This is a genomic window from Acidimicrobiales bacterium (assembly GCA_036491125.1).
In the GTDB taxonomy this organism is placed as follows: Bacteria; Actinomycetota; Acidimicrobiia; order Acidimicrobiales; family AC-9; genus AC-9.
Genome location: DASXCO010000181.1, coordinates 21,120 through 39,868 on the forward strand (window position 1 = coordinate 21,120; position 18,749 = coordinate 39,868).

Sequence of the window (18,749 nt, forward strand, 5' to 3'; positions counted from 1 at the left end):
ACCGGCCAGGACCTGACCGGTTTCGGGCCTCATGCTGCGATCCGCGCCGCAACCCGAGGAGGACGAAAATCATGGACTGGAAGCTCGAGCTGGTACAGGTGCCGGTCTCGGACGTCGACCGCTCGAAGGCGTTCTACGCGGACATGGCCGGCTTCAATGCTGACAACGACGTCACGGTCAGCGATGAGATCCGCTTCGTGCAGCTGACCCCACCCGGGTCGGCGTGCTCGATCGCCATCGGGACGGGACTCACTGAGATGCCGCCGGGCGCCGTTCAGGGACTCCAGCTGGTCGTTGCCGACATCGGGCCAGCGCGGGCCGAGCTCGTCGATCGTGGTGTCGACGTCAGCGAGGTCCAGGACTTCCCTTGGGGTTCGTTCGTGTACTTCCAGGACCCCGACGGCAACGGATGGGCGGTGCAGCAGGTCCCACCTCGGTAGGCGTCAGTCATAGGGTGCCAGCCATAGCACTCACTCATTCCGAACAGCAGTTCCTCGCCGGCCAGCAGCAGGGGCGGCTTGCGACCGTGGCGCCAGGAGGTTTCCCCCACGTGAAGCCGGTCGGCTTCTCGTACAACGTCGAGCTCGGCTCGATCGACATCGGTGGGTGGTAGATGCCGCTACTCCAGCCCGAGCTGCTCGACGAGTGTGTCCACGTCGACACCCTCGGGAATGAGCCCCAGGCGATCGGCGTCGGCCAGCAGCTCCCGTGCTGACTTGGGCCACCACGGCGGCGAGGCCGCGCTCTCGATCGTTGCCGGATCCACGGGCGACCGGGTCGCGGACGCCTGGTAGACGGCGAAGCACAGCTGCAGGACCTCGATGGCGCGTGGGCCGGACATCTCTGGCTGCGTTCCCTCGAGCAGGGCGTCGACGAAGGCGCGAGATGCCAGGCGAAAGCCCGTTCCCCAGTCGGCGTCCAGATTCGAGAAGGAGACCATCGTGCCGTCGGAACGGTGCCAGAGCAGGGGAGAAAGGTCGAGCATCTCGCCCGTCGCTCGGGTGACCCAGACGAACCCGTCGGTGCCCTGCACCTCGAAGACCTCGTCGGCGCCGTAGTAGCGGGTCCGTAGTCGCATGTGGGGCGCGTGCGTGACTTCCATCGTCGCCAGCAGATCGTCACGTTCGTACTCGAAGATGGCCGCTGTCGGGGCCTCGAAGAACAGCGCTCCGCGGCGCACGACCGCCTGCACGCTGCGGATCCGCTCAGGGAACAGCCACAAGGCAACTGCGTACTTGTGGACGACATCGTCGAAGAGGTGCCCCCCCGGGCTCCTGCTGTCGAACCGCCACTCGTAGCCAGTGGGATCGAGAGCGGACTGGAAGGGCGAGTCGGTGTCGCCGACGACCGTGCGGATGCGGAGCATCGTGGGCGTCCCGATGGCGCCGTCGGCGATCAGCCGCTTCGCCTCGACCAGGGGCGGATAGTGATAGAAGCACTCCGAGACGCGGAACACGATCCCCGCCTCCTCCGCAGCAGCAAGCATGATCCGCGCCTCGGTCACGCTGTTGGCGACGGGCTTCTGGCAGCTGACGTGCTTGCCGGCGCGGGCCGCGGCGACGACGTGGTCCTTGTGCAGGTGGGTTGGCGTCAGGATCTCGACTGCGTCGATGTCCCGGTCGTCGAGAAGATCCTCCAAACGTGTATAGACGCGGGGTACGTCCCACTCACGCGCCCGGCGCTCGGCCACCTCGGCGCGCGGGTCACAGACCGCAACAACGTCGCAGCGCTCGTGCTCGAGGTAGCCCGCCAGGTTGAGGGGCGCGATGTTCCCCGCGCCTACCACCCCGAGCCGCACCCGCTCCATAGAGCCCTCCTGGTTCATTCGTCGTCGGCGAGTCGATCACCCTCGCGCTCGTCGCGCTCGGCCCATTCGATCAGCTCGTCGAGGGAGTAGACCGCCGCGTCGATTCCAGCGTGAAGGTCGCCGAGCTTCGCGAACCGTCCCCCGACGGTGGAGACGGTGCAGTCACCAGGTACGACATCGTCGATCTCGTCCCACATGATGGGCGTCGAGACCGTCGCCCTGCTCACCCCGCGGACCGAGTACGCGGCAGCGATGGTGTGGTCTCGGCTGTTCTGGTTGTAGTCGACGAAGACCTTGCCCGGCTCTCGGTCTTTGCGCCACCACGTGGTGGTGGCCATCGTCGGAGCCCGGCGCTCGACCTCGCGGGCGAAGGCCAACGCCGCCCGCCGGACGTCCCCGAAACTCCAGCTCGCCTCGATGCGCACGTAGATGTGCAGGCCTGAGCCGCCCGAGGTCTTCGGCCACCCCGTAGCCCCGAGCTCTGTCAGCACCTCCTGTGCGACGTGGGCGACGCGTCGTACGGTGTCAAAGTCGCATTCGGGCATCGGGTCGAGGTCGATGCGCCATTCGTCGGGCCGTTCGACGTCTGTGCGACGGCAGTTCCAGGGATGAAACTCGACTGTCGACATCTGCACCGCCCAGATGACGCTGGCCAACTCGGTCACGCACAGCTCGTCGGCGTGTCGGCCCGAGGGGAAGTCGACACGCACGGTCTCGATCCAGTCCGGGGAGCCGCTCGGGATTCGCTTCTGATGGACCTTCTCGCCGTCGACGCCCCGGGGAAACCGGTGCAACATACAGGGCCGGTCACGCAAGGCCCGAAGAATCCCGTCTCCGACGCTCACGTAGTAGCGAATCAGGTCGAGCTTGGTCACGCCGAGCGCCGGGAAGTAGACGCGATCGGGGTTTGTGATTCGGACGGTCCGTCCCTCGACCGGGAGATCGACCCGCGATGATGTGTCGGTCTCAGCCACTGTCGGCCAGATTCTTCTGGATCGCCTCGAGCGCACGAATGAGGCTCGTGCGCTGGGTCTGGGTGAGCCCTGCCAGTGCCCGGTCGTTGAGCTCTTGCATCTCTCGACCGATCACCTGCTCGAGTCCTCGTGCCTTCGCGGTCAGCACGAGGCGGACGAGACGGCGGTCGGTGGGATGCGGTTCGCGGCGCAATAGGCCGGTCGCTTCCATCCGGGTTGCGGCTCTGGTCACCGTCGGCGTGGCCAGACCCAATCTCCGGGCCACCTCGCCGGGGCTGAGGCCGTCGTCGTCCCACAGACAGCGCAGGACGAACTGCTGTCCCTCGTGGACACCGTGCCTCGAGAACGCCACCATCGCCGCGTGGGCGAGGTCGTGCCTGGTCTCCCAGAAGACGGACTGGAAGTCAGGCGCGCGATCCTTGGCCACGCCGGCAAGCGTACGTCCCCCTTCGCACAGCAGCCGGCTGATGCTATCTTGTTGCTCGGCTAACGACAGTGGAGGCACGAATGAAGCGGGATGACCGCCTCGGGCACCACGTCCTCTGGCACTGCGCCGAGCTCGCCAGTAGCGAGCACGCCTGGTTGGTCGACGACGAAGAGGGCCACAAGCTGGCGGGCGTGGCCGCGTTGCCACTCGACGATGCTCCGTGTCATATCAGCTACGAGGTCATGGTCGACCACCAGTGGGCCCCGCTCGCCGCCACCGCCACCGTCACGACGGCCGTCCAAGTGTCGACGATTGCGCTGGTATCGGTGGGACAGGGCCGGTGGACGCTCGACGCGACGCCGTCACCGCTCCTCGACGGCTGTGGAGACGTCGATCTCGGCTGGACGCCCGCCACCAACACGATCCCGATTCGGCGACTGGCGCTCGAGGTCGGAGAGACCGCGCCCATCTCGGCGGCCTGGGTGCGGTTCCCCGAGCTCGACGTTGTGACCAGCGAGCAGCGCTACACCCGTCTGGGCGATGGCAGGTGGCGGTATCAGTCGGGCGACTACGACTTCGAGCTCCGTACGGACGTGGCCACGGGCCTGGTCCTCGCCTACGGGGACGACCTCTGGCGGGTGGCGGCGATGGCCGTCGGACGCCCACCCACTTGACGCGCCGCGTGGTCAGAATCGGTGACGGGTGTGGGTGAAGCTGCCCTTGCCGAAGGCGAGGATCTTGGTGGGGGTCACCGAGAACACCAGGGCCGGACCTCCACCCTGATGGTGAAAGGCGCCGCTGCGCGCCTCGTACCGCCATCGTCCGTCCCACTTGGTCGTCCAGGCGTGAGCGAGGCGACGGAGCAGCTCGTCGTCGGTGACGGGCACGGCGTCGCCCTCCACGACGACGTCGAGGCCCTCGTTCCATCGGTTGCAGCCGGTCATGAGGATCACGTGAGAGTTGTGTCGGAGGTTGAGGGCCTTCTGCTCGGTGGGGCCGGTGGAGAAGTGGATGGCGCCGTCCAGCCAGACGGCGACCAGGGGCGAGACGTGAGGCCGACCATCGCTCCTGACTGTCGTGATCCAGAAGAGCTCGGCGGTCTCCAGCGCCCGACGGGTCTCTTCCCACGATGTCGGATCGGCGCCGGGTTCGCTGAATCGCTCATCGATCGTCGTCATCGGTTCCAACTTCGCCTCCTGTCCTGCGGTCTGGTGAGTCAGACGAGTTACTTCTGTCTGATTCATCGCCCGCTCCGGCCATCGGCGATCCAGGGCAGGGGCGCGTGGGCAGATCGGGTCACTTTTCGAGCCAATATTGCTCTTGCCCAGCTCGTCGTGCCGTCGGGGACGTCCCCCGCCGTGCGGTCAGCCGTCGTCGGTCATGTGGAAGGTGAACATCTTGTCGGCGTCGATGCGAGCGTACGTCGGCCCGGAATCGAGGAAAGTCTCCCATTCGCTCCCGTATCTTGGGAGGTACACACCGAGAAGGGCCTGTCGAAAGCCGGCGCCTTCGGTGCTGCGCACGTCCGCTGGCGTGGCCCGCCCATGGACCGTCACGGCCAGCTCTTCCCCCGGCAGATGGGTGGCGCTGACGTGGGGGCGACGGCGGATGTGGCGAAACCTCACGGAGTCCGGTGAGGACCCGAAGTAGAACGCGCCTCGATAGAAGATCCCGTCAACGGGGCCGACGAGGGGTCGCCCGTCCGCGGTCACGGTCGCCAGCGCCAGGAGTCGCATGCCCGTCAGCCGTTCGCACAGCTCCTGAGCGGTCAGGCGCCGGTCCGGAGTGATGATGCTCGACAGGTGGGCGCCCGCGGTCGTGATGCTGCGATCGAGGAGGTCCTGGAGCGCCGCCAAGTCCGAAGGAGTCTCGTTCATATCGAGGCCGCGCCGCGCCCGAACAGGGCACTCAGCGGCTGCTGGGGATGACCCTGGAGAGGGCAAGCCCGACAGTGGCGATGCCCCCTGCCACGATCACCAGCGGCGCCAGATCCGATCCCTGCAAGCTGATGACGCCGATGTTGTCCAGCAGCAGCGCGAGACCGAGGATCAGGTAGACGCACCCGGCGAACAGGGGGAGGGGTTGTGCGTGGCTAGGGCGAGCTGCCAACTTGGACCTCCACTGTGCCGACGCCGACGCGCAGATCCGCCCGGGCCAGAGCCGGGAGGTTTGCGGCCGCAAGGGGGACTTCGAGCCCGACCCCGTTCTTGTTCACCCCGACGACGGACGCCCGACCCTCACCGACGGCGATCGTACCCTGGAGAGTGGTGAGTGGCGGAAGGACCACCACCAGGCGACCGACACCGACGCTCGCGACCAGCGGCGGCGGGGGCGTCAGGGTCGGGGGCCGGGGGTAGTGCCGCAGGTCGATGGTGAGCGAGCCCGCCGTCTGGTGGTAGGAGGACGTCAGATCTGCCGTCGTGGTCGGGCTGACGGTCTGCCACCTCATACCCCCCCGCAACGGCACATCAGCGCGCCAGACTCCGAGCAGGATCACGGCCAGCAGCAGGCCCACCACCAGCAGCGCGCGCCGACTGTCCGGCCGACGGCTGCCGACCACGAGGACCAGCCCCATCACGGCCAGGACGGCGTCGAGCAGGCCGCGCCAGGCCACCTGGGTACCGCCCAGGAGGAGCACGCCGAGGACGATGAAGCCGACGCCGGTGGCCAGCGCTCCGAGATGGATCTGGTCAGCTAGAGCGAAGAATCGCTCGCCCTGGAGCCGGTACCAGCTCGGGCCGGCCTGGGGCGTCGCCACCGTGGCGGCCCCGTCGCTTGCACGGGCAGCCGGGGGCTTTCCCGGCCCATCGGCTTGACCCGCGCCATCCGGTTCGTCGGCCCCTGGCTGGTCGGCTCGCTGCGGCTCGTCGACTTCATCGCCGACAGGCTCACCCCGCGGCCCGTCGCCAGCCGCATCGACCTGCGATTGTTCGTGTCGTGCCATGTCGAGCACTCACCCGGGGAATCCCGCGGATCCCACGGCAGCAGAATCCTGTTCTCTCTTGTTTGGACATCGCGCCGTCCGTCTCCTGCGGGTGAGCGACGATCGGGTGCGTCGGCGCGTTGGGACGATGCCGTGGAGGAATGACCACGAGATCCACTGACCTGCACGTACAGAGGTTCGGTGGGGGGCGGGAGGGACGGGCTGACCGCGGGAGCCGCACTACACGTGAGGCGGCGTTCAGTACCGAGAGCCTGAATCCGTGTGAGCCTCTTCGCTCCCGGCGTCGATGGCGCGGACGAGTTGAGCGTGGTCCCGCTCGTTCTGATCGGCGTAGAGGTGAGCGAACTCACGGATGGGAGCGTCGAACTTCGGGCCCTTCCCGATGTAGCCATCGATTGCCACTGGGTCGCCGGTGCGGGCGTGGGCCCGCGCCAGCGTCTCGCCGCACGCAGTGGCGAACTCGACAAGGACAGGAGCGATCAGCTCGGTGGTCGGAATGATCTTCATGTCGCGGAACTGTCGCACGTAGTAGTCCTCGCCGTGCAGCGAGCCCCAACCGACGAAGATGTCGGTGGCGCTCTGGACCATCCGCTTGCCGTTGATCACACGCGCGCCGTGGTTGTCGTGCCGGCTCGGGCGGGCATGGGCCTCGTAGACCGACGGGCCAGCCTGCTTGACCTGCAGGAACAGGGGATCCGCGCCGGTGCGGCCCTCCATGAGCACCAGATAGACCCGCATGCCCACGCTGCCCACTCCCACCACCTGGCGCACGACATCGACCGCAGTGAACCGATCGAACAGGCGCCGTCGATCTTCCTGGAGGGTGAGCCGGTACTCGGCGAAGAGGTGGTCGACGATATCGGCCTGCTCCTCGTCGCTGATGGCGACGCGGATCGGTGGGTCTTCGGTGATCCGGGGCCGCCCATGAGCCATCGTCGTGAGCTTTGCGAACGCCCCACGGCTCGTGCGGCGGGTGCGCCTTTTGTCGATATGGATCGACACCCGGCCTCGGTCCGCCGGCTCGAAGTAGCTCATCCACCTCTCGACGTGCATGCCGTCGTACCAGATATCGAGCTCGGGCATCGTGGTGTAACGGCGCATGCGCTTGCGATAGGCCTCCACGCCGGCCGCGACCGCCTCATCTCCCGTCGCTGGCCCGATGCCGTTGTGCCGTGCGGCGACCACCAGGCTGGCGGCGAAGCGCTTGACATCCCACTCGAACGGACCTGGCAGCGTCTCGTCGAAGTCGCGCAGGTCGAACATCAGGTTCCGCTCCGGAGTGGCCCACAGGCCGAAGTTCAGCACGTGGGCGTCACCGCAGAGCTGGACCATCAGCCCACTGTCAGGTCGAGCAGCAAGGTCGGCGGCCATGACCGCGGCAGCTCCCCGGTAGTAGTTCCAAGGCGAGGCCGCCATCCGCCGGTGGCGAAGGGGGACCAGCTCTTGGATCCGGGCCTGACTCTGAGCGACGATCGTCGTCAGTGCATCCTGGTTGCGCTGGTCGTCGCCCCAGCGCCCCATGATCGCCCGCGGTGCCTTCCGGCGCGCGAGCCTGCCGGCTTCTCGGCGCTCGTCGCTCGTCGCGGAGATGTCGTGGGGATCGGCGCCCGATGGCGATGGTCTCGGTGAGCTCGGCTCCGCCATGGGCCTCTCTTTCTCGGAGCGTGGCCGCCCGGGATGTGCTGGTGAGCCGAGCCTACGCCGGGCCGCCCGACGAGGTCGGTAACTCAATGATGGGACCCATGACAGCCTCGCTTCGGGGACCAGGAGGCCCATCCGTGGCGGCCAACGGCACCGAATACCAGGTGTCGTCGAGCGGAGGCTGGTCGATGAGAGGAGATCCTTCATGTCACTCGTGCGATTTCTGCCCGCATGGTTTCACGCCATTGCCGACTATGCGGTCGCCGCGCTGCTCATCATCATCCCGATTGCAGTCGGTGGCTCCACCGGCGCGATCGCGACAGGTGTCGTCGTTGGGGCGACTGTCCTGCTCGTCAGCGCCCTCACCAGGTATCCACTCGGGGTTGTGAAAGTCCTGCCGTTCACCGTCCACTCGGCGGGCGATTATCTCGCCGCCGCGCTGCTTCTCGCCGCGCCCTGGGCCCTGAACTTTGCCTCGGCCGATGGTGGCCTCGCCGCCTTCTACACGGTGGGTGGCATTGCGGTCCTCGCCGTGAGCCTGATCACCAACTACCAGTACAGCCCGAGGCGGTCGCTCGTCGCTGCGGCATCGAACCCGGCGTAGCCTGCCGAGACCATCAGTTGGCCAGCGCCACCGCCGTCTGTCGCTCGGCGACCGGCGCTGGGCGGCCACGAGCTCGCTGCGGAGAGCGATCGTGCGGTGTGCCGCTCCAACCGAGACGGCCGTGGTCGGGTGACGGTCGGCGCCTGACGGCGCCACAGGAGGCCGGGGCCGGCCGGCCCACGGCGCTCGGCTGGTCGTGACCGGCAGGCGCTCCTGGTAGAGTGAGTGATCAGGGAGCGGGTCGGGGTCTCTACCAGAAGGGTTCTGTGAGAGCACCACCTCTCGAGCCGCACCTCGCAGGAGCAGGGGGAGCGACGTTTTCGGCACCGGTCCGGATCCTTGTCCCGGCGTCGGGCTGAATGCCCCAGTTCGCGCCGATACCCGACATCCCGGACCGGGCGGCGACTGTTGGGGGAGAGGACTCGACTTAGAGAGCGGGTCGGAGACGGCCACGCGGCTTCGACAGCGCCGATCGAATCGGCGCCAGGCGGGCATGGAGTGAAGTAGTGATCGACAGCGAGACCGACGCCTTCGAGACAGCCGCCTTCGCGGATGCGGAAGGATTCGCTACACCGGAGCAGCGGGGGCTGCTCGAGGCTGACGCGCATGCCTGGCGGCGAGTGCTGGAGCGGCTCGTGAAGGAGACGGAGGAGACGCTGGCGTCGGTCCGAGGCGTCAAGGGTCCCGAGCGGGCCCAGGTCGTCGCGGATTGCCAAGCCACGCTACGGCGTCTCAAAGCCGGGTACGAGCGCGCCGGATGGTCGCCGTCAGATGAGTCCGCTGGCCTCAGGAGCGGTGGTGGCCCTCCGACGGTGGATCCCGTGCGAGAGGCTCGTCTGCAAGGCTCGTGGTCGGCCGGCCGCCTCGTCGTTTGGGCTGGTGGTCCGGGCGCCGCGCCCGCCGACAACGGTGGGCTGGCGGATCGTCTCGAGGCAATCGGTGCGCCACCGCTCGGGTGGGAGGTGCACCGAGACATCCGGCTCCCGAGCGGCGAGCGGGCGGCGGCGTTGTCGATCCCGCTGGCGGACGGACTGGGGTGGCTCGTCGAGGTCGGCAAGTCCGACACCGGGACGACGGCTACGGGCAGCGAGCAACGCCAGGGCCGAGAGGAATCCGCTGAGAGCGAGGCGGTGGGGAAGAGCCTGATCTGGCTCGGACGGGTGGCCCTCCTCGGCGTGCAGCTGGTCATGGACGGATCGGTCGTCCCGACGCTGCACAGGAGCAGGCGGCAGGAACGATCGGCGCAGGAGGAAGTCGCCGTGGAGTGGACACCCGCTCTTGTGGGCGACTCGGAGATAAGGAACTTCGCCAGGGCGATGCCCCCCGCCGTCGCAGCGATCACGCCCACCCCGCCTGGTGCAGTCGTTCGCGCTGTCCTCACCTCCGTGGTCAACGCCATCGTCACCCAGGCCGCGGCGCGGGTCGACGTCCCTGCGCCTCCACCCGTCACGTCATCGGCCGCGTTGGTGGCCGAGGCAGTCGTCACCCGTCTCGATGGCTCGACGTTCACGGCGCCGACCCGAGCCGCGGCGGAGGTATCGACTCAGCTCGCCCGATGGGCCGCCCCGGTTACCGGGGGTGACCGACCGGTCCTCACCGTGGCGCTCGATGCTCCCGACGACAGCGGAGCGTGGTTGCTGTCCGTTCTCGGCCAGGGAGCTGACGGAACACTCCTACCGATCGAGCGGGCGCTCGCTGACTCCAAGAGCTCCGGACCTCTCGGAGACGAGCTCCTGCGCCTCGAGCGGGCCTTTCCCGCCTTGCTGCGCGCCGGTGCGGCGCGCCGGGGCCAGGTGTACCTGGGCCCGGACGAGGCCTGGGATCTGATGACCAGGACCGGCCCCTCGCTTCGTAGCGCCGGCTTCGATGTCCGCGCGCCCGCCCTGTCCCGGCGCAGACCGGCAGCCCGGCTGCACCTGTCCACGACCTCATCGGGCGACACCGCCGTCGGCGCGCGACAGCTCTCCGACGTGCGTTGGTCGGTCGTCTTCGACGACGTCCAGCTGTCCGCCGACGAGGTGACTCGGCTCGCCGCGGAGGCTCGACCGCTGGTTCGCTCTCGAGGCAGATGGGTCGAGCTCGACCGTGCCGACCTCGATGCCGCAGCCGAGGCTCTGGTGGAGCGTTCCGCGAGCACACAGATGACTGGTGCCGAGGTCCTGCGCTACGCCGTGGGCCTCGAGGGATCTCCGCTTGCCGGCGGTCTCACGGTGGAGGGTGAGGGGTGGGCCGCCGACCTGCTGCGCAGGGCCGAGACCGCCGCCACCGAGCCGGTTGACGCACCCGAAGGATTCCAGGGTGAGCTGCGCCACTACCAGGCCGACGCGCTCGGTTGGCTGGAGTTCCTCGACACCGTCGAGCTCGGCGGCTGCCTCGCCCTGGACATGGGACTCGGCAAGACGCCGATCGTGCTGGCCCATGCCCTCCGCGATGTGGGCAGCGGCCCGACTCTCGTGATTGCGCCGGCCGCCGTCGTCGGTAACTGGGCGTCGGAGGCCGCCCGGTTCACACCGTCGTTGCGGGTCGTCGTGCACCACGGCACCGCCCGGTCGTCGGCAGCCGATCTCACGGCTGAAGCAGCGGGAGCCGACATCGTCGTGACGACCTACGGCACCGCCCTGCGCGATGTCGACGCATTAGCAGCGGTGGAATGGACCCGTCTCGTGGTCGACGAGGCTCAGGCCCTGAAGAACCCAGCCAGCGACACGGCACGGGAGCTGCGCCGGATCCCGGCCGGCGCACGCCTCGCCCTCACTGGTACTCCGATCGAGAACGGCCTCGGAGACCTGTGGGCCATCCTCGATTTCACGAACCCCGGGTTGGTCGGATCCCGCCCGGCCTTCATGGCCCAACTCAGTGGCGAGCCGGACGCGGCACTGAGCGCGCTGAACGGCATCCTGGTGTTCAGGCATACCAAGGACGAGCCCGCCATTGCCACCGAGCTTCCCGACAAGGTGGATGAGCTCGACCACTGCGCCATGAGCGCCGAGCAGATAGGCCTCTACCAGGCGGTCCTGAACGGGCTCGTCACGCACACGGCCGACATCGATGATTCCCGCAAGGCCAAGCAGGGAGAGATCCTCGCTGCCATCACGGCCCTCAAGCAGATATGCAACCATCCCGCCGCCTACCACGACGACGGGCGCCCCCTCGAAGGTCGGTCTGGCAAGCTGGCGCGCCTCGAGGAGCTCGTCGATGCCATCTTCAGTGCCGACGAACGCGTGCTGGTGTTCACGCACTTCGCAGAGTGGGGCAAGCGCCTCGCCGATCACCTGACCGACCGGACCGGCGTACCGATCGCCTGTTACCACGGCGGGCTGGCCCGCCGGGCCCGCGACGCCATGGTCGGTGAGTTCCAGGAGAGCAAGGGCGCCGGCGCCCTTGTCCTGTCTCTGAAGGCAGGCGGTACCGGACTGAACCTGACCGCAGCGAGCCACGTCGTCCTGTACGACCGCTGGTGGAACCCTGCGGTCGAGGATCAGGCCCGCGACAGGGCTTGGCGTATTGGCCAAAATCATACCGTCGTCTCCCACCGGCTCATCTGCCCCGGAACGGTGGATGAACGCGTCGAGGAGATCGTTGCCGGGAAGCGGCGAGTGGCCGACCTCGTGCTGCCACGATCGAGCTCCCTCGCTGATCTCGAGCCCGAGCAGCTCCGTTCCGCGCTGGGCCTGCGGGAGGACACCTTGTTGACCGAGGACGACGGATGACACCGGCTCCGAAGAATTCCCGACGTACTCCCCGGGGGCGCAGCTCACGAGTAAACCTGTGGCGTCCCGTACCCCCTGCACCAGAGGCGCAGCCCATGAGGCCTGCTGTCGACCCCACCGCGCTCGTACGCTCGCTCGGTCCGCCGTCGCTGCCCGGGCAGACAGCCTACGCGGAGCACTACCTGGCGGCTGTGGTCGAGCGGGCCGCCGCCATGGCGGGGGCCGTGGCTGCGGCCGCCGGGGTCATCGCGGAGCCGGTCGACGACTGAGGGGTCGGCCGGACCGCCAGGTTGCTTCCATCCGATGAGGCACTCGGGTGTTCGAGGCTCAACGGTCCTCACCTTGCGGGTGGTGGCGCGGCGGGTAGATGATCAGCAAGTGACCGAGCTCGGAACCGTCTCGCTCATCGATCTGATGAGGGACCCGGCGGTCCGGGCGGACCCGTACCCCACCTACGCCCGGCTCCAGGCCATGGGCCTCGTCCTTCCCACCGTCGTGGGCGGCTGGCTCATCTCACGACACGCCGAGGTATTCGCCGTGCTGCGGGATAACCGTTTCAGCAGTAGCTCCCGCCACCAGGGCGGCTACGAGCAGCTCGCCGAGCTGGGCCGCCAGCTGGGCCTGTCCGACCTACAGGACCTCATGGGCAGGGTCATGCTCTTTGCTGACCCGCCCGACCACACCCGACTGCGTCGGATCGTGGGGAAAGCCTTCACCGCCCGCGCCGTCGAGGACATGCGTCCCCGCATCGCCGCCATCGTCGACCGAATGCTCGATGCAGTGGCTGACGACGGCGGGGCCGACCTGGTGGAGGCGCTGGCCTTCCCCCTCCCCGTAACAGTGATCAGCGAGATGTTGGGCGTACCGCACGAGGACCACGAGATACTGCGTAGTTGGACGGCAGAGGCGGTGAAGGCGCTCGACCCATCCGATGACATGACCGTGTTCTTCCCCGCGGCCGAAGCCATCCGGGCTCTGCGGACCTACTTCGACGAGCTCGTACGCCGCCGCCGCCAAGCGCTCGGCTCCGACCTGCTCAGCGCGCTGATCGAAGCCGAGGACCACGGCGACCGCCTCAGTCACGAGGAGCTGCTGGACACGGCGATCCTGCTGTTCGGCGCCGGGCACGAGACGACCGTCAACCTCATTGCGGGGGGCGCCCTCAACCTGCTGCGCCACCCTGGCGAGCTAGGCCGCCTGCGGGCCGATCCCACTCTCATCATGAGCGCCGTGGAGGAGCTCCTGCGCTTCGGCCCGCCGGTCCAGCTGACGGCGCGGATCGCGACGGTCGACGTCGAGCTCGCGGGCCAACCGATAGCGGCGGGCACCGAGGTCGTCGCGCTGATCGCCGCAGCCAACCGAGACCCCGATGTCTTCGAGCGTCCGGGCCGGCTGGACATCGGCCGCCGGGACAACCGTCATCTCTCCTTCGGCGGTGGCATCCATCATTGCCTCGGAGCGCCTCTCGCCCGCATCGAGGGCCAAGAGGCGATCGGGCGACTGATCCGTCGCTTTCCTTCCCTGACCCTCGCAGACCCCGAGATCGAATGGAAGCCGACATCCACCATCCGGGGACCCCAGCGACTGGCGCTGGCCTGGTAGCTCATCGCGGATTGTCGCATCTCCGTCGGCTGGTCCGCGCGCCGACGACTAGTTTCGTGGTACGTGACCAATACACGAACGCTGGACGGCCCGATCGGCATCGTCGGCGCCGGCTATATCGGACATCTCTTCGCACAGCAGTTCGCGCTGGCCGGCTACGACGTACGAGCGTGGTCACCCACCAGGTCGGTACACACACTGCACGACCGATTGGGGGAGAGCGTGTCGATGCTGGCCGAGATCGGCGCCGTCGGATCCTCGGCCGTCGACGAGGTCCTGACCAGAGTCTCCACATACGACGACCTGGACACGGCGCTGGCACCCTGTGCCGCCGTCATGGAATCGATCGTCGAGGATGCCGAGGTGAAATCCACGTGCTACCGAGACATCGAGGCGGCGATAGGGGCCGATGCGCTCCTGTGGAGCTCGACGTCCAACTTCCCGATGACCCGCCTTGCCGCGGGCATGGCTCACCCTGAGAGGGCCATCGTCGTGCATCCGGTGCAGACCCAGCTGATCATCTTCGTCGAAGTTGTCCCGGGAGAAAAGACCAGTGACGCGACGATCACAGAGACGCTTCGCTTCGCTGACGAAGTTGGCCTACGAGCCGTCCGCGTGCGAAAGGAGATCCCTGGATTCCTCTGGAACCGGATCTGGTTCGCAATGTTGCGCGAGATGCTCCACCTCGTGGACATCGGGGCAGTCGATCCCCTCGAGCTCGACTCCTTGGTCCAAACCACGCTGCGCGCCTTCATCCCGGTGTTCGGACCCCTCCAGATGACCGATCTCATCGGCCACGACACCCTGAGGGACATCTCCAACGCGCTCTATCCCGAGCTCGCCACCGATCGAAGGGCGTCAAGGACCATTGAACAACACGTCGCTGACGGTCGGCTCGGCGTGAAGAGCGGGCGGGGCTTCTACGATGACAACGACCAAAGAGTCGCTGAGCTCACGAGCAAGCTGTACAGGACCGCCCGTCAGCTCGCTGCCGATTCGACTCGAGCTGAATGAACCCGCCCAGCGCAGTCCGTGCCCTCCGGCTCATGGCTGGATACGTGAGCCCTACCGACCAGTCCGGCCGAAGCTGCCCATCTCGCCTAGCCACGCGGCGGTGAGACGGAGGCCCTCGTCGAGGCCGATGGGGTTGTAGCCAAGCCGCTTGTACGTCTTCGTCTCCGTGAGGTCGCGGTGAGGTGTCCGGACCGAGGCCAGTTTGGAAGCGATCGCCATCAGCGTCGGTCCGAAGACCGCAAGCAACTCGGGATCGTCCGACGGTGGGACGTCCTCCACCTGATGGTCGACGCCGGCCAGAGCACAGATCCGGTTGCAGGCCTCGGCGGTGCTCACGACATCCTCGGGACGGCCGTCGAGCATGTAGCGCTCACCCGACACGCCGCGATCGAGAGCCAGAACGCAGCCGCGCGCGATGTCGTCGGCGAAAACCCAGCTCACTGGAAAGGTGAGATACCGCGTGACGCGTTGACGGAGAGCGGACAGCAGCACCCGGTTGAAGCTTGTACGACCAAGGGCATTGCTCGCCACCGGAGAGGGACCGAAGATGGCCCCGGGGTGGGTGGATACGACATCTCGGCCGGCTGCCGCTCGGGCCATGGCGTCCTGGAATGCGGCCATCTTGGTGATCGTGTAGGGATCCGAGCTCGGTTCTTTCATGACCGGGGCGTCCTCGCGCTCGAGACCTCCAGCCGTGTCGAAGAACGTGCCCGTGCTCACGGCGACGACACGGCGCATGTCGAGCGCTTCGGCGACGTCGAGGACGTGCTTCGTCCCGAGGACGTTGACGGCCTCGAAGTCAGGTAGGTGTTGGCTCGCGCCGCCCAGCAGGGCCGCACAGTGAATCGCTGCATCGGCGCCGGTGGCGGCGCGCCGCACGTCGTCGGGATCTGTGACGTCGCCCGTCACGATGGCGACCCCCAGGGCGGCGAGAGGCTCCGTGTCAGCCGAGGCGCGAGCCAGCGCCCGGACGCTGTCGCCGCGCATGACAAGGTGCTTGCAGATGTTGGCACCGGCCAGCCCGGTAGCGCCGGTGACGAAGATCGTCTCACTCATGCCGGGGTCTGCTCGGTGGATTCGGAGAAGGCGGCATCGACCTGGTCGGGGTCATATGCGATGACCGGAGGGCTCGGTCCGAAGACATCGAGCGTGTGGATGAAGCGATGGAGACCCATGGTGTTGGCACAGGTGAACCCAAGCTCGACGATCTGGGCCGCGGTGAAGACCTCACCGAGTCGTCGGTACATGTCCTCGTCGATCGCATGATGGTCGGCCGAGAGCAGATCGAGGAACTCCACGGCCATTCGCTCCTGCTCCGTCAGCTGCGAGCCCCCGGGAGCAACCAGGCAGGCGACGTCCTCGTCGGTTATGGAGTCGTGCTTGCGGGACTGCATGCAGGGCTGGCACTCACCCAATTGGGCGCTGCGTATCCGGATCAGCTCGACGATCCGGGCACCGAGAAGGCTCTGCTTCCCCATGACGCCGCGCGCCGCATGCGTCATGAGAATCTGTGCCGTCTTGTAAGCGAAGATCTGAAGTGGGACCGGCGTGGCGTAGGTGCCGTCGGCGACCCCTTCTTCGATGATCCGCCGTGGTTCCTCGGCGAGCTGGTCCAACGGGATCGGTTCTATCCTGGGCATCTGCATACCTACTCTCGGCCGGTACAGCGATCTATTGGCGCTGGCCTTTCGAAGCTACAAGGCAGGTGATGTCGTGTCCATGGTGCCTTCGTCTGTGCTGCTCACCGACCGCGTGGCTGTCGTGACCGGGGGTGGAGGGGGGATCGGCCGGGGTGTGGCCCGCGCTCTCGCCGCCTTCGGTGCCTCGGTGGCCGTCTGGGAGCGCGATGCCGAGACTGCGGCGTCGGCGGCGAAGGAGGTCGGTGGGCTCGGCCTCACCACCGACGTCCGCGAGGCTGTTGAGGTCGACGCGGCGCTCGCCCGTACGATCGCTGAGCTCGGTCCTGTCAGCATCCTGGTGAACAACGCCGGAGGTGTCTTCTCCTCGCCCCTCCTGGAGACGTCCGAGAAGGGCTGGGATGCGCTCTACCGGGCCAACCTGAAGCACGTGATGCTGTGTACCCAACGTGTCGCCCAGTCGATGGTCGAGAGCGGAACGACGGGCAGCATCATCAGCGTGACCTCGATCGAGGGAGTCCGGGCGGCGCCCGGGTATGCGGCCTATGCGGCAGCGAAAGCTGGGGTCATCAACTTCACGAAGACCGCTGCACTCGAGCTCGCCCGTCACGGTATCCGGGTGAACGCACTGGCTCCCGACATCACCCTGACCGAGGGCATGGCGGCGGTCGCCCCGCCTGGAGCTGAGGCCCGTTTTGGCCTCACCGTTCCCATGGGCCGCCCCGGCCACGTCGACGAGATGGGCGGCGCGGCCGTCTTCCTGGCCGGCTCACTGTCGAGCTACGTCACAGGCCAGACCATTCATGTCGACGGCGGGACCCAGGCCTCGAGCGGCTGGTATCACCACCCGGAGGATGGGTCCTACATCCTCGGGCCTCCCTGATGCGTCGACGAGCGCTCATCTCTCGTCCTGCGCGGCGGAGCCGACGTGGGCAGACATACCACCGTCGATGGTGATCATCTGGCCCGTGATGTAGCGCGAGTCGTCAGAAGCAAGAAAGACGACAAGGTTGGCGACGTCTGCGGGCTCACCGACATACGGCGTGAGCGTTGCCCGCCCGAGACCATCCAGCATGCGGTCGGTCAGGTGAGCGCGGACCGCGTCGGTGATGATGAGGCCCGGAGCGATGGTGTTGACGCGCACACCCTGCTTCCCGTGGGAGGCCGCCACGTACATGGTCAGCGTATTGACGCCCGCCTTCGAGACGCCATAGGCGGTGCGAGTCCGGTCGCCCTTGAGCGAGGCGCCCGAGGACATGTTGATGATGGAGCCACCGCCGTCGCGGACCATCTCGGGAATGGCGTGCTTGCACATCAACATCTGACTTCGAAGATTGACCGCGATGGTCCTCTCCCAGATCTCGAGAGGCAGGTCGGTCACCTCAGTGTCGCGCGACAGGAAGTCGGACTCCGTCATGGCTGCGTTGTTATGGAGCACATCGAGGCGCCCATAGCGCGCCACGACTGCTGCGACCGCAGCGACGACTTCGGTTTCCTCCGAGAGATCAGCAGACACGCTGAAGGCGGTGCCGTTGAATGCCGTGATTGCCTGCGCGACCTGCTCCGCCCGATCGCCGTCGATATCGACGATGGCGACGGACGCGTGTTCCCTCGCCAAGGCCAGCGCCGTGGCCTCACCGATTCCCCCGGCGCCTCCGGTCACGATGGCCGCTCGGCCGGCCAGACGCCGCATGATCAGATCACCTGAGTTCCACGATGGGCACGGGTCGCGACGCTACCCGTCCGAACCTTCGGGAGCCAGGTCCCTGGGGCAATGGCGATTCGGAGCTCCGGTGGAGGGGGTTCGGGGGCAGCGCCGTGCCAGTGCTCCTCGCGATCTGGCGTGTAGACCATGGGCCTTGCGTACGGCGCGGGGCTAGCTGCGGCGGTCGCGTGCCGCGCAAGCGGGGCACAGCCCCCGATGCGTGACCTCCACCGCGGTCACCACGTAGCCAGCTAGCGCGTCCTCGGGGATGGTCGGCGACCTCCGGGAGCGAGGGACGTCGCGGATGGCATGGCAGCGCTCGCACACGAGGTGGTCGTGCTCGTCGCCGACGTTGGGGTCGTAGCGCTTCGGCCCGTCGACGACGTCGACCTCGAGGAGCTCGCCCATGGACACGAGCTCGTTGAGCGTGTTGTACACCGTGGCCCTGCTGATCTCGGGGAGCCGCTCCCGAGCGAGGTCGTGAACCTCCTCGGCGGTCAGATGGACGTGGTCGCCGACGAGCACCTCGGCCACGACCCGCCGTTGTGGGCTGAGCCGCCAGTTCCGGTCCCGTAGGCGGGTGAGCAAGTCCATTCCCACGTGGCAATGCTATCTCTTGACGTACGAACGTGTCGAGAATTAGTATTCGTCCAAGTTCGAGACCCGAGAGAGCCAAGGCCATCT

21 protein-coding genes are annotated in these 18,749 nt (G+C 67.5%); 9 read left to right on the plus strand and 12 right to left on the minus strand.

What is annotated here, in order from left to right:
• The first annotated feature begins 71 nt into the window (after positions 1–71).
• Both VGF64_14475 and VGF64_14480 read left to right on the plus strand, forming a co-directional pair.
• Positions 72–440 carry a VOC family protein gene (locus VGF64_14475; protein ID HEY1635966.1) on the plus strand — a complete coding sequence of 123 codons (369 nt, stop codon included), beginning with the start codon at positions 72–74 and terminating at the stop codon, positions 438–440.
• 14 nt (positions 441–454) lie between these two features.
• Positions 455–613, plus strand: coding sequence for a pyridoxamine 5'-phosphate oxidase family protein (locus VGF64_14480; protein ID HEY1635967.1), 159 nt, complete (start codon positions 455–457; stop codon positions 611–613).
• A 6-nt stretch (positions 614–619) separates the two neighbouring features.
• Here VGF64_14480 and VGF64_14485 read toward each other — a convergent pair whose 3' ends face one another.
• From VGF64_14485 to VGF64_14495, 3 genes are read right to left on the minus strand one after another with little or no spacing between them, the layout of a single operon-like run.
• Positions 620–1,807 carry a Gfo/Idh/MocA family oxidoreductase gene (locus tag VGF64_14485; protein ID HEY1635968.1) on the minus strand — a complete coding sequence of 396 codons (1,188 nt, stop codon included), beginning with the start codon at positions 1,805–1,807 and terminating at the stop codon, positions 620–622.
• Between the two features lie 14 nt (positions 1,808–1,821).
• Positions 1,822–2,781: a non-homologous end-joining DNA ligase gene (gene ligD / locus VGF64_14490; GenBank protein HEY1635969.1), complete on the minus strand. Its 960-nt coding sequence runs from the start codon at positions 2,779–2,781 to the stop codon at positions 1,822–1,824.
• On the minus strand, positions 2,774–3,208 hold the full coding sequence (locus tag VGF64_14495; protein HEY1635970.1) for a MarR family transcriptional regulator: 435 nt from the start codon (positions 3,206–3,208) through the stop codon (positions 2,774–2,776). The genes ligD and VGF64_14495 overlap by 8 nt, the downstream gene beginning before the upstream one ends.
• Positions 3,209–3,288: 80 nt before the next feature.
• Here VGF64_14495 and VGF64_14500 point away from each other — a divergent pair, with 80 nt between their 5' ends.
• A complete protein-coding gene (locus tag VGF64_14500; protein ID HEY1635971.1) occupies positions 3,289–3,882 on the plus strand; it encodes a putative glycolipid-binding domain-containing protein in 594 nt (197 codons plus the stop codon).
• Positions 3,883–3,894: 12 nt separating this feature from the next.
• On the opposite strand, the gene VGF64_14505 is transcribed toward VGF64_14500, so the two are convergent.
• The 5 genes from VGF64_14505 to VGF64_14525 all read right to left on the minus strand — a co-directional run bounded on the left by VGF64_14505 (position 3,895) and on the right by VGF64_14525 (position 7,796).
• On the minus strand, positions 3,895–4,386 hold the full coding sequence (locus tag VGF64_14505; protein ID HEY1635972.1) for a pyridoxamine 5'-phosphate oxidase family protein: 492 nt from the start codon (positions 4,384–4,386) through the stop codon (positions 3,895–3,897).
• A gap of 186 nt (positions 4,387–4,572) precedes the next feature.
• Positions 4,573–5,064 carry a pyridoxamine 5'-phosphate oxidase family protein gene (locus VGF64_14510; protein HEY1635973.1) on the minus strand — a complete coding sequence of 164 codons (492 nt, stop codon included), beginning with the start codon at positions 5,062–5,064 and terminating at the stop codon, positions 4,573–4,575.
• 52 nt (positions 5,065–5,116) lie between these two features.
• On the minus strand, positions 5,117–5,317 hold the full coding sequence (locus VGF64_14515; protein ID HEY1635974.1) for a hypothetical protein: 201 nt from the start codon (positions 5,315–5,317) through the stop codon (positions 5,117–5,119).
• Entirely contained in the window at positions 5,301–5,966 is a 666-nt protein-coding gene (locus VGF64_14520; protein HEY1635975.1) for a hypothetical protein, read from the minus strand. Before VGF64_14520 ends, VGF64_14515 begins: the two co-directional genes overlap by 17 nt.
• 423 nt (positions 5,967–6,389) lie before the next feature.
• Positions 6,390–7,796: a DUF2252 domain-containing protein gene (locus VGF64_14525; GenBank protein HEY1635976.1), complete on the minus strand. Its 1,407-nt coding sequence runs from the start codon at positions 7,794–7,796 to the stop codon at positions 6,390–6,392.
• Positions 7,797–7,998: 202 nt separating this feature from the next.
• On the opposite strand from VGF64_14525, the gene VGF64_14530 reads away from it, so the two are divergent.
• The 5 genes from VGF64_14530 (at position 7,999) to VGF64_14550 (ending at position 14,723) form a co-directional block, all read left to right on the plus strand.
• On the plus strand, positions 7,999–8,397 hold the full coding sequence (locus VGF64_14530; protein HEY1635977.1) for a hypothetical protein: 399 nt from the start codon (positions 7,999–8,001) through the stop codon (positions 8,395–8,397).
• A 506-nt stretch (positions 8,398–8,903) separates the two neighbouring features.
• Positions 8,904–12,107 (plus strand): DEAD/DEAH box helicase, encoded by a 3,204-nt coding sequence (locus tag VGF64_14535; protein HEY1635978.1) that lies wholly within the window; start codon positions 8,904–8,906, stop codon positions 12,105–12,107.
• Between the two features lie 95 nt (positions 12,108–12,202).
• Positions 12,203–12,376, plus strand: a complete 174-nt coding sequence (locus VGF64_14540) for a hypothetical protein (GenBank protein HEY1635979.1) — start codon at positions 12,203–12,205, stop codon at positions 12,374–12,376.
• Between the two features lie 109 nt (positions 12,377–12,485).
• On the plus strand, positions 12,486–13,709 hold the full coding sequence (locus tag VGF64_14545; GenBank protein ID HEY1635980.1) for a cytochrome P450: 1,224 nt from the start codon (positions 12,486–12,488) through the stop codon (positions 13,707–13,709).
• Between the two features lie 63 nt (positions 13,710–13,772).
• The gene (locus VGF64_14550) at positions 13,773–14,723 is read left to right on the plus strand and encodes a 3-hydroxyacyl-CoA dehydrogenase family protein (protein ID HEY1635981.1); all 951 of its coding nucleotides are present in this window, start codon (positions 13,773–13,775) and stop codon (positions 14,721–14,723) included.
• Positions 14,724–14,774: 51 nt separating this feature from the next.
• On the opposite strand, the gene VGF64_14555 is transcribed toward VGF64_14550, so the two are convergent.
• Together VGF64_14555 and VGF64_14560 are read right to left on the minus strand one after the other, a co-directional pair.
• Positions 14,775–15,779 (minus strand): NAD-dependent epimerase/dehydratase family protein, encoded by a 1,005-nt coding sequence (locus VGF64_14555; GenBank protein HEY1635982.1) that lies wholly within the window; start codon positions 15,777–15,779, stop codon positions 14,775–14,777.
• Positions 15,776–16,363 (minus strand): hypothetical protein, encoded by a 588-nt coding sequence (locus VGF64_14560; GenBank protein ID HEY1635983.1) that lies wholly within the window; start codon positions 16,361–16,363, stop codon positions 15,776–15,778. Before VGF64_14560 ends, VGF64_14555 begins: the two co-directional genes overlap by 4 nt.
• Before the next feature lie 79 nt (positions 16,364–16,442).
• Here VGF64_14560 and VGF64_14565 point away from each other — a divergent pair, with 79 nt between their 5' ends.
• The gene (locus tag VGF64_14565; GenBank protein HEY1635984.1) at positions 16,443–17,243 is read left to right on the plus strand and encodes an SDR family oxidoreductase; all 801 of its coding nucleotides are present in this window, start codon (positions 16,443–16,445) and stop codon (positions 17,241–17,243) included.
• A 15-nt stretch (positions 17,244–17,258) separates the two neighbouring features.
• On the opposite strand, the gene VGF64_14570 is transcribed toward VGF64_14565, so the two are convergent.
• Together VGF64_14570 and VGF64_14575 are read right to left on the minus strand one after the other, a co-directional pair.
• Positions 17,259–18,053 carry an SDR family oxidoreductase gene (locus VGF64_14570; protein ID HEY1635985.1) on the minus strand — a complete coding sequence of 265 codons (795 nt, stop codon included), beginning with the start codon at positions 18,051–18,053 and terminating at the stop codon, positions 17,259–17,261.
• 183 nt (positions 18,054–18,236) lie between these two features.
• Positions 18,237–18,659, minus strand: coding sequence for a transcriptional repressor (locus VGF64_14575; protein HEY1635986.1), 423 nt, complete (start codon positions 18,657–18,659; stop codon positions 18,237–18,239).
• Positions 18,660–18,749: the final 90 nt, after the last annotated feature.

Coding starts and splice junctions, on each gene's coding strand:
- VGF64_14575 (HEY1635986.1), bottom strand. CDS start 18,659: ATGGACTTGCTCACCCGCCTACGGGACCGGAACTGGCGGCTCAGCCCA.
- VGF64_14570 (HEY1635985.1), bottom strand. CDS start 18,053: ATGCGGCGTCTGGCCGGCCGAGCGGCCATCGTGACCGGAGGCGCCGGG.
- VGF64_14565 (HEY1635984.1), top strand. CDS start 16,443: ATGGTGCCTTCGTCTGTGCTGCTCACCGACCGCGTGGCTGTCGTGACC.
- VGF64_14540 (HEY1635979.1), top strand. CDS start 12,203: ATGAGGCCTGCTGTCGACCCCACCGCGCTCGTACGCTCGCTCGGTCCG.
- VGF64_14525 (HEY1635976.1), bottom strand. CDS start 7,796: ATGGCGGAGCCGAGCTCACCGAGACCATCGCCATCGGGCGCCGATCCC.
- VGF64_14560 (HEY1635983.1), bottom strand. CDS start 16,363: ATGCCCAGGATAGAACCGATCCCGTTGGACCAGCTCGCCGAGGAACCA.
- VGF64_14500 (HEY1635971.1), top strand. CDS start 3,289: ATGAAGCGGGATGACCGCCTCGGGCACCACGTCCTCTGGCACTGCGCC.
- VGF64_14475 (HEY1635966.1), top strand. CDS start 72: ATGGACTGGAAGCTCGAGCTGGTACAGGTGCCGGTCTCGGACGTCGAC.
- VGF64_14485 (HEY1635968.1), bottom strand. CDS start 1,807: ATGGAGCGGGTGCGGCTCGGGGTGGTAGGCGCGGGGAACATCGCGCCC.
- VGF64_14505 (HEY1635972.1), bottom strand. CDS start 4,386: ATGACGACGATCGATGAGCGATTCAGCGAACCCGGCGCCGATCCGACA.
- VGF64_14530 (HEY1635977.1), top strand. CDS start 7,999: ATGTCACTCGTGCGATTTCTGCCCGCATGGTTTCACGCCATTGCCGAC.
- VGF64_14555 (HEY1635982.1), bottom strand. CDS start 15,779: ATGAGTGAGACGATCTTCGTCACCGGCGCTACCGGGCTGGCCGGTGCC.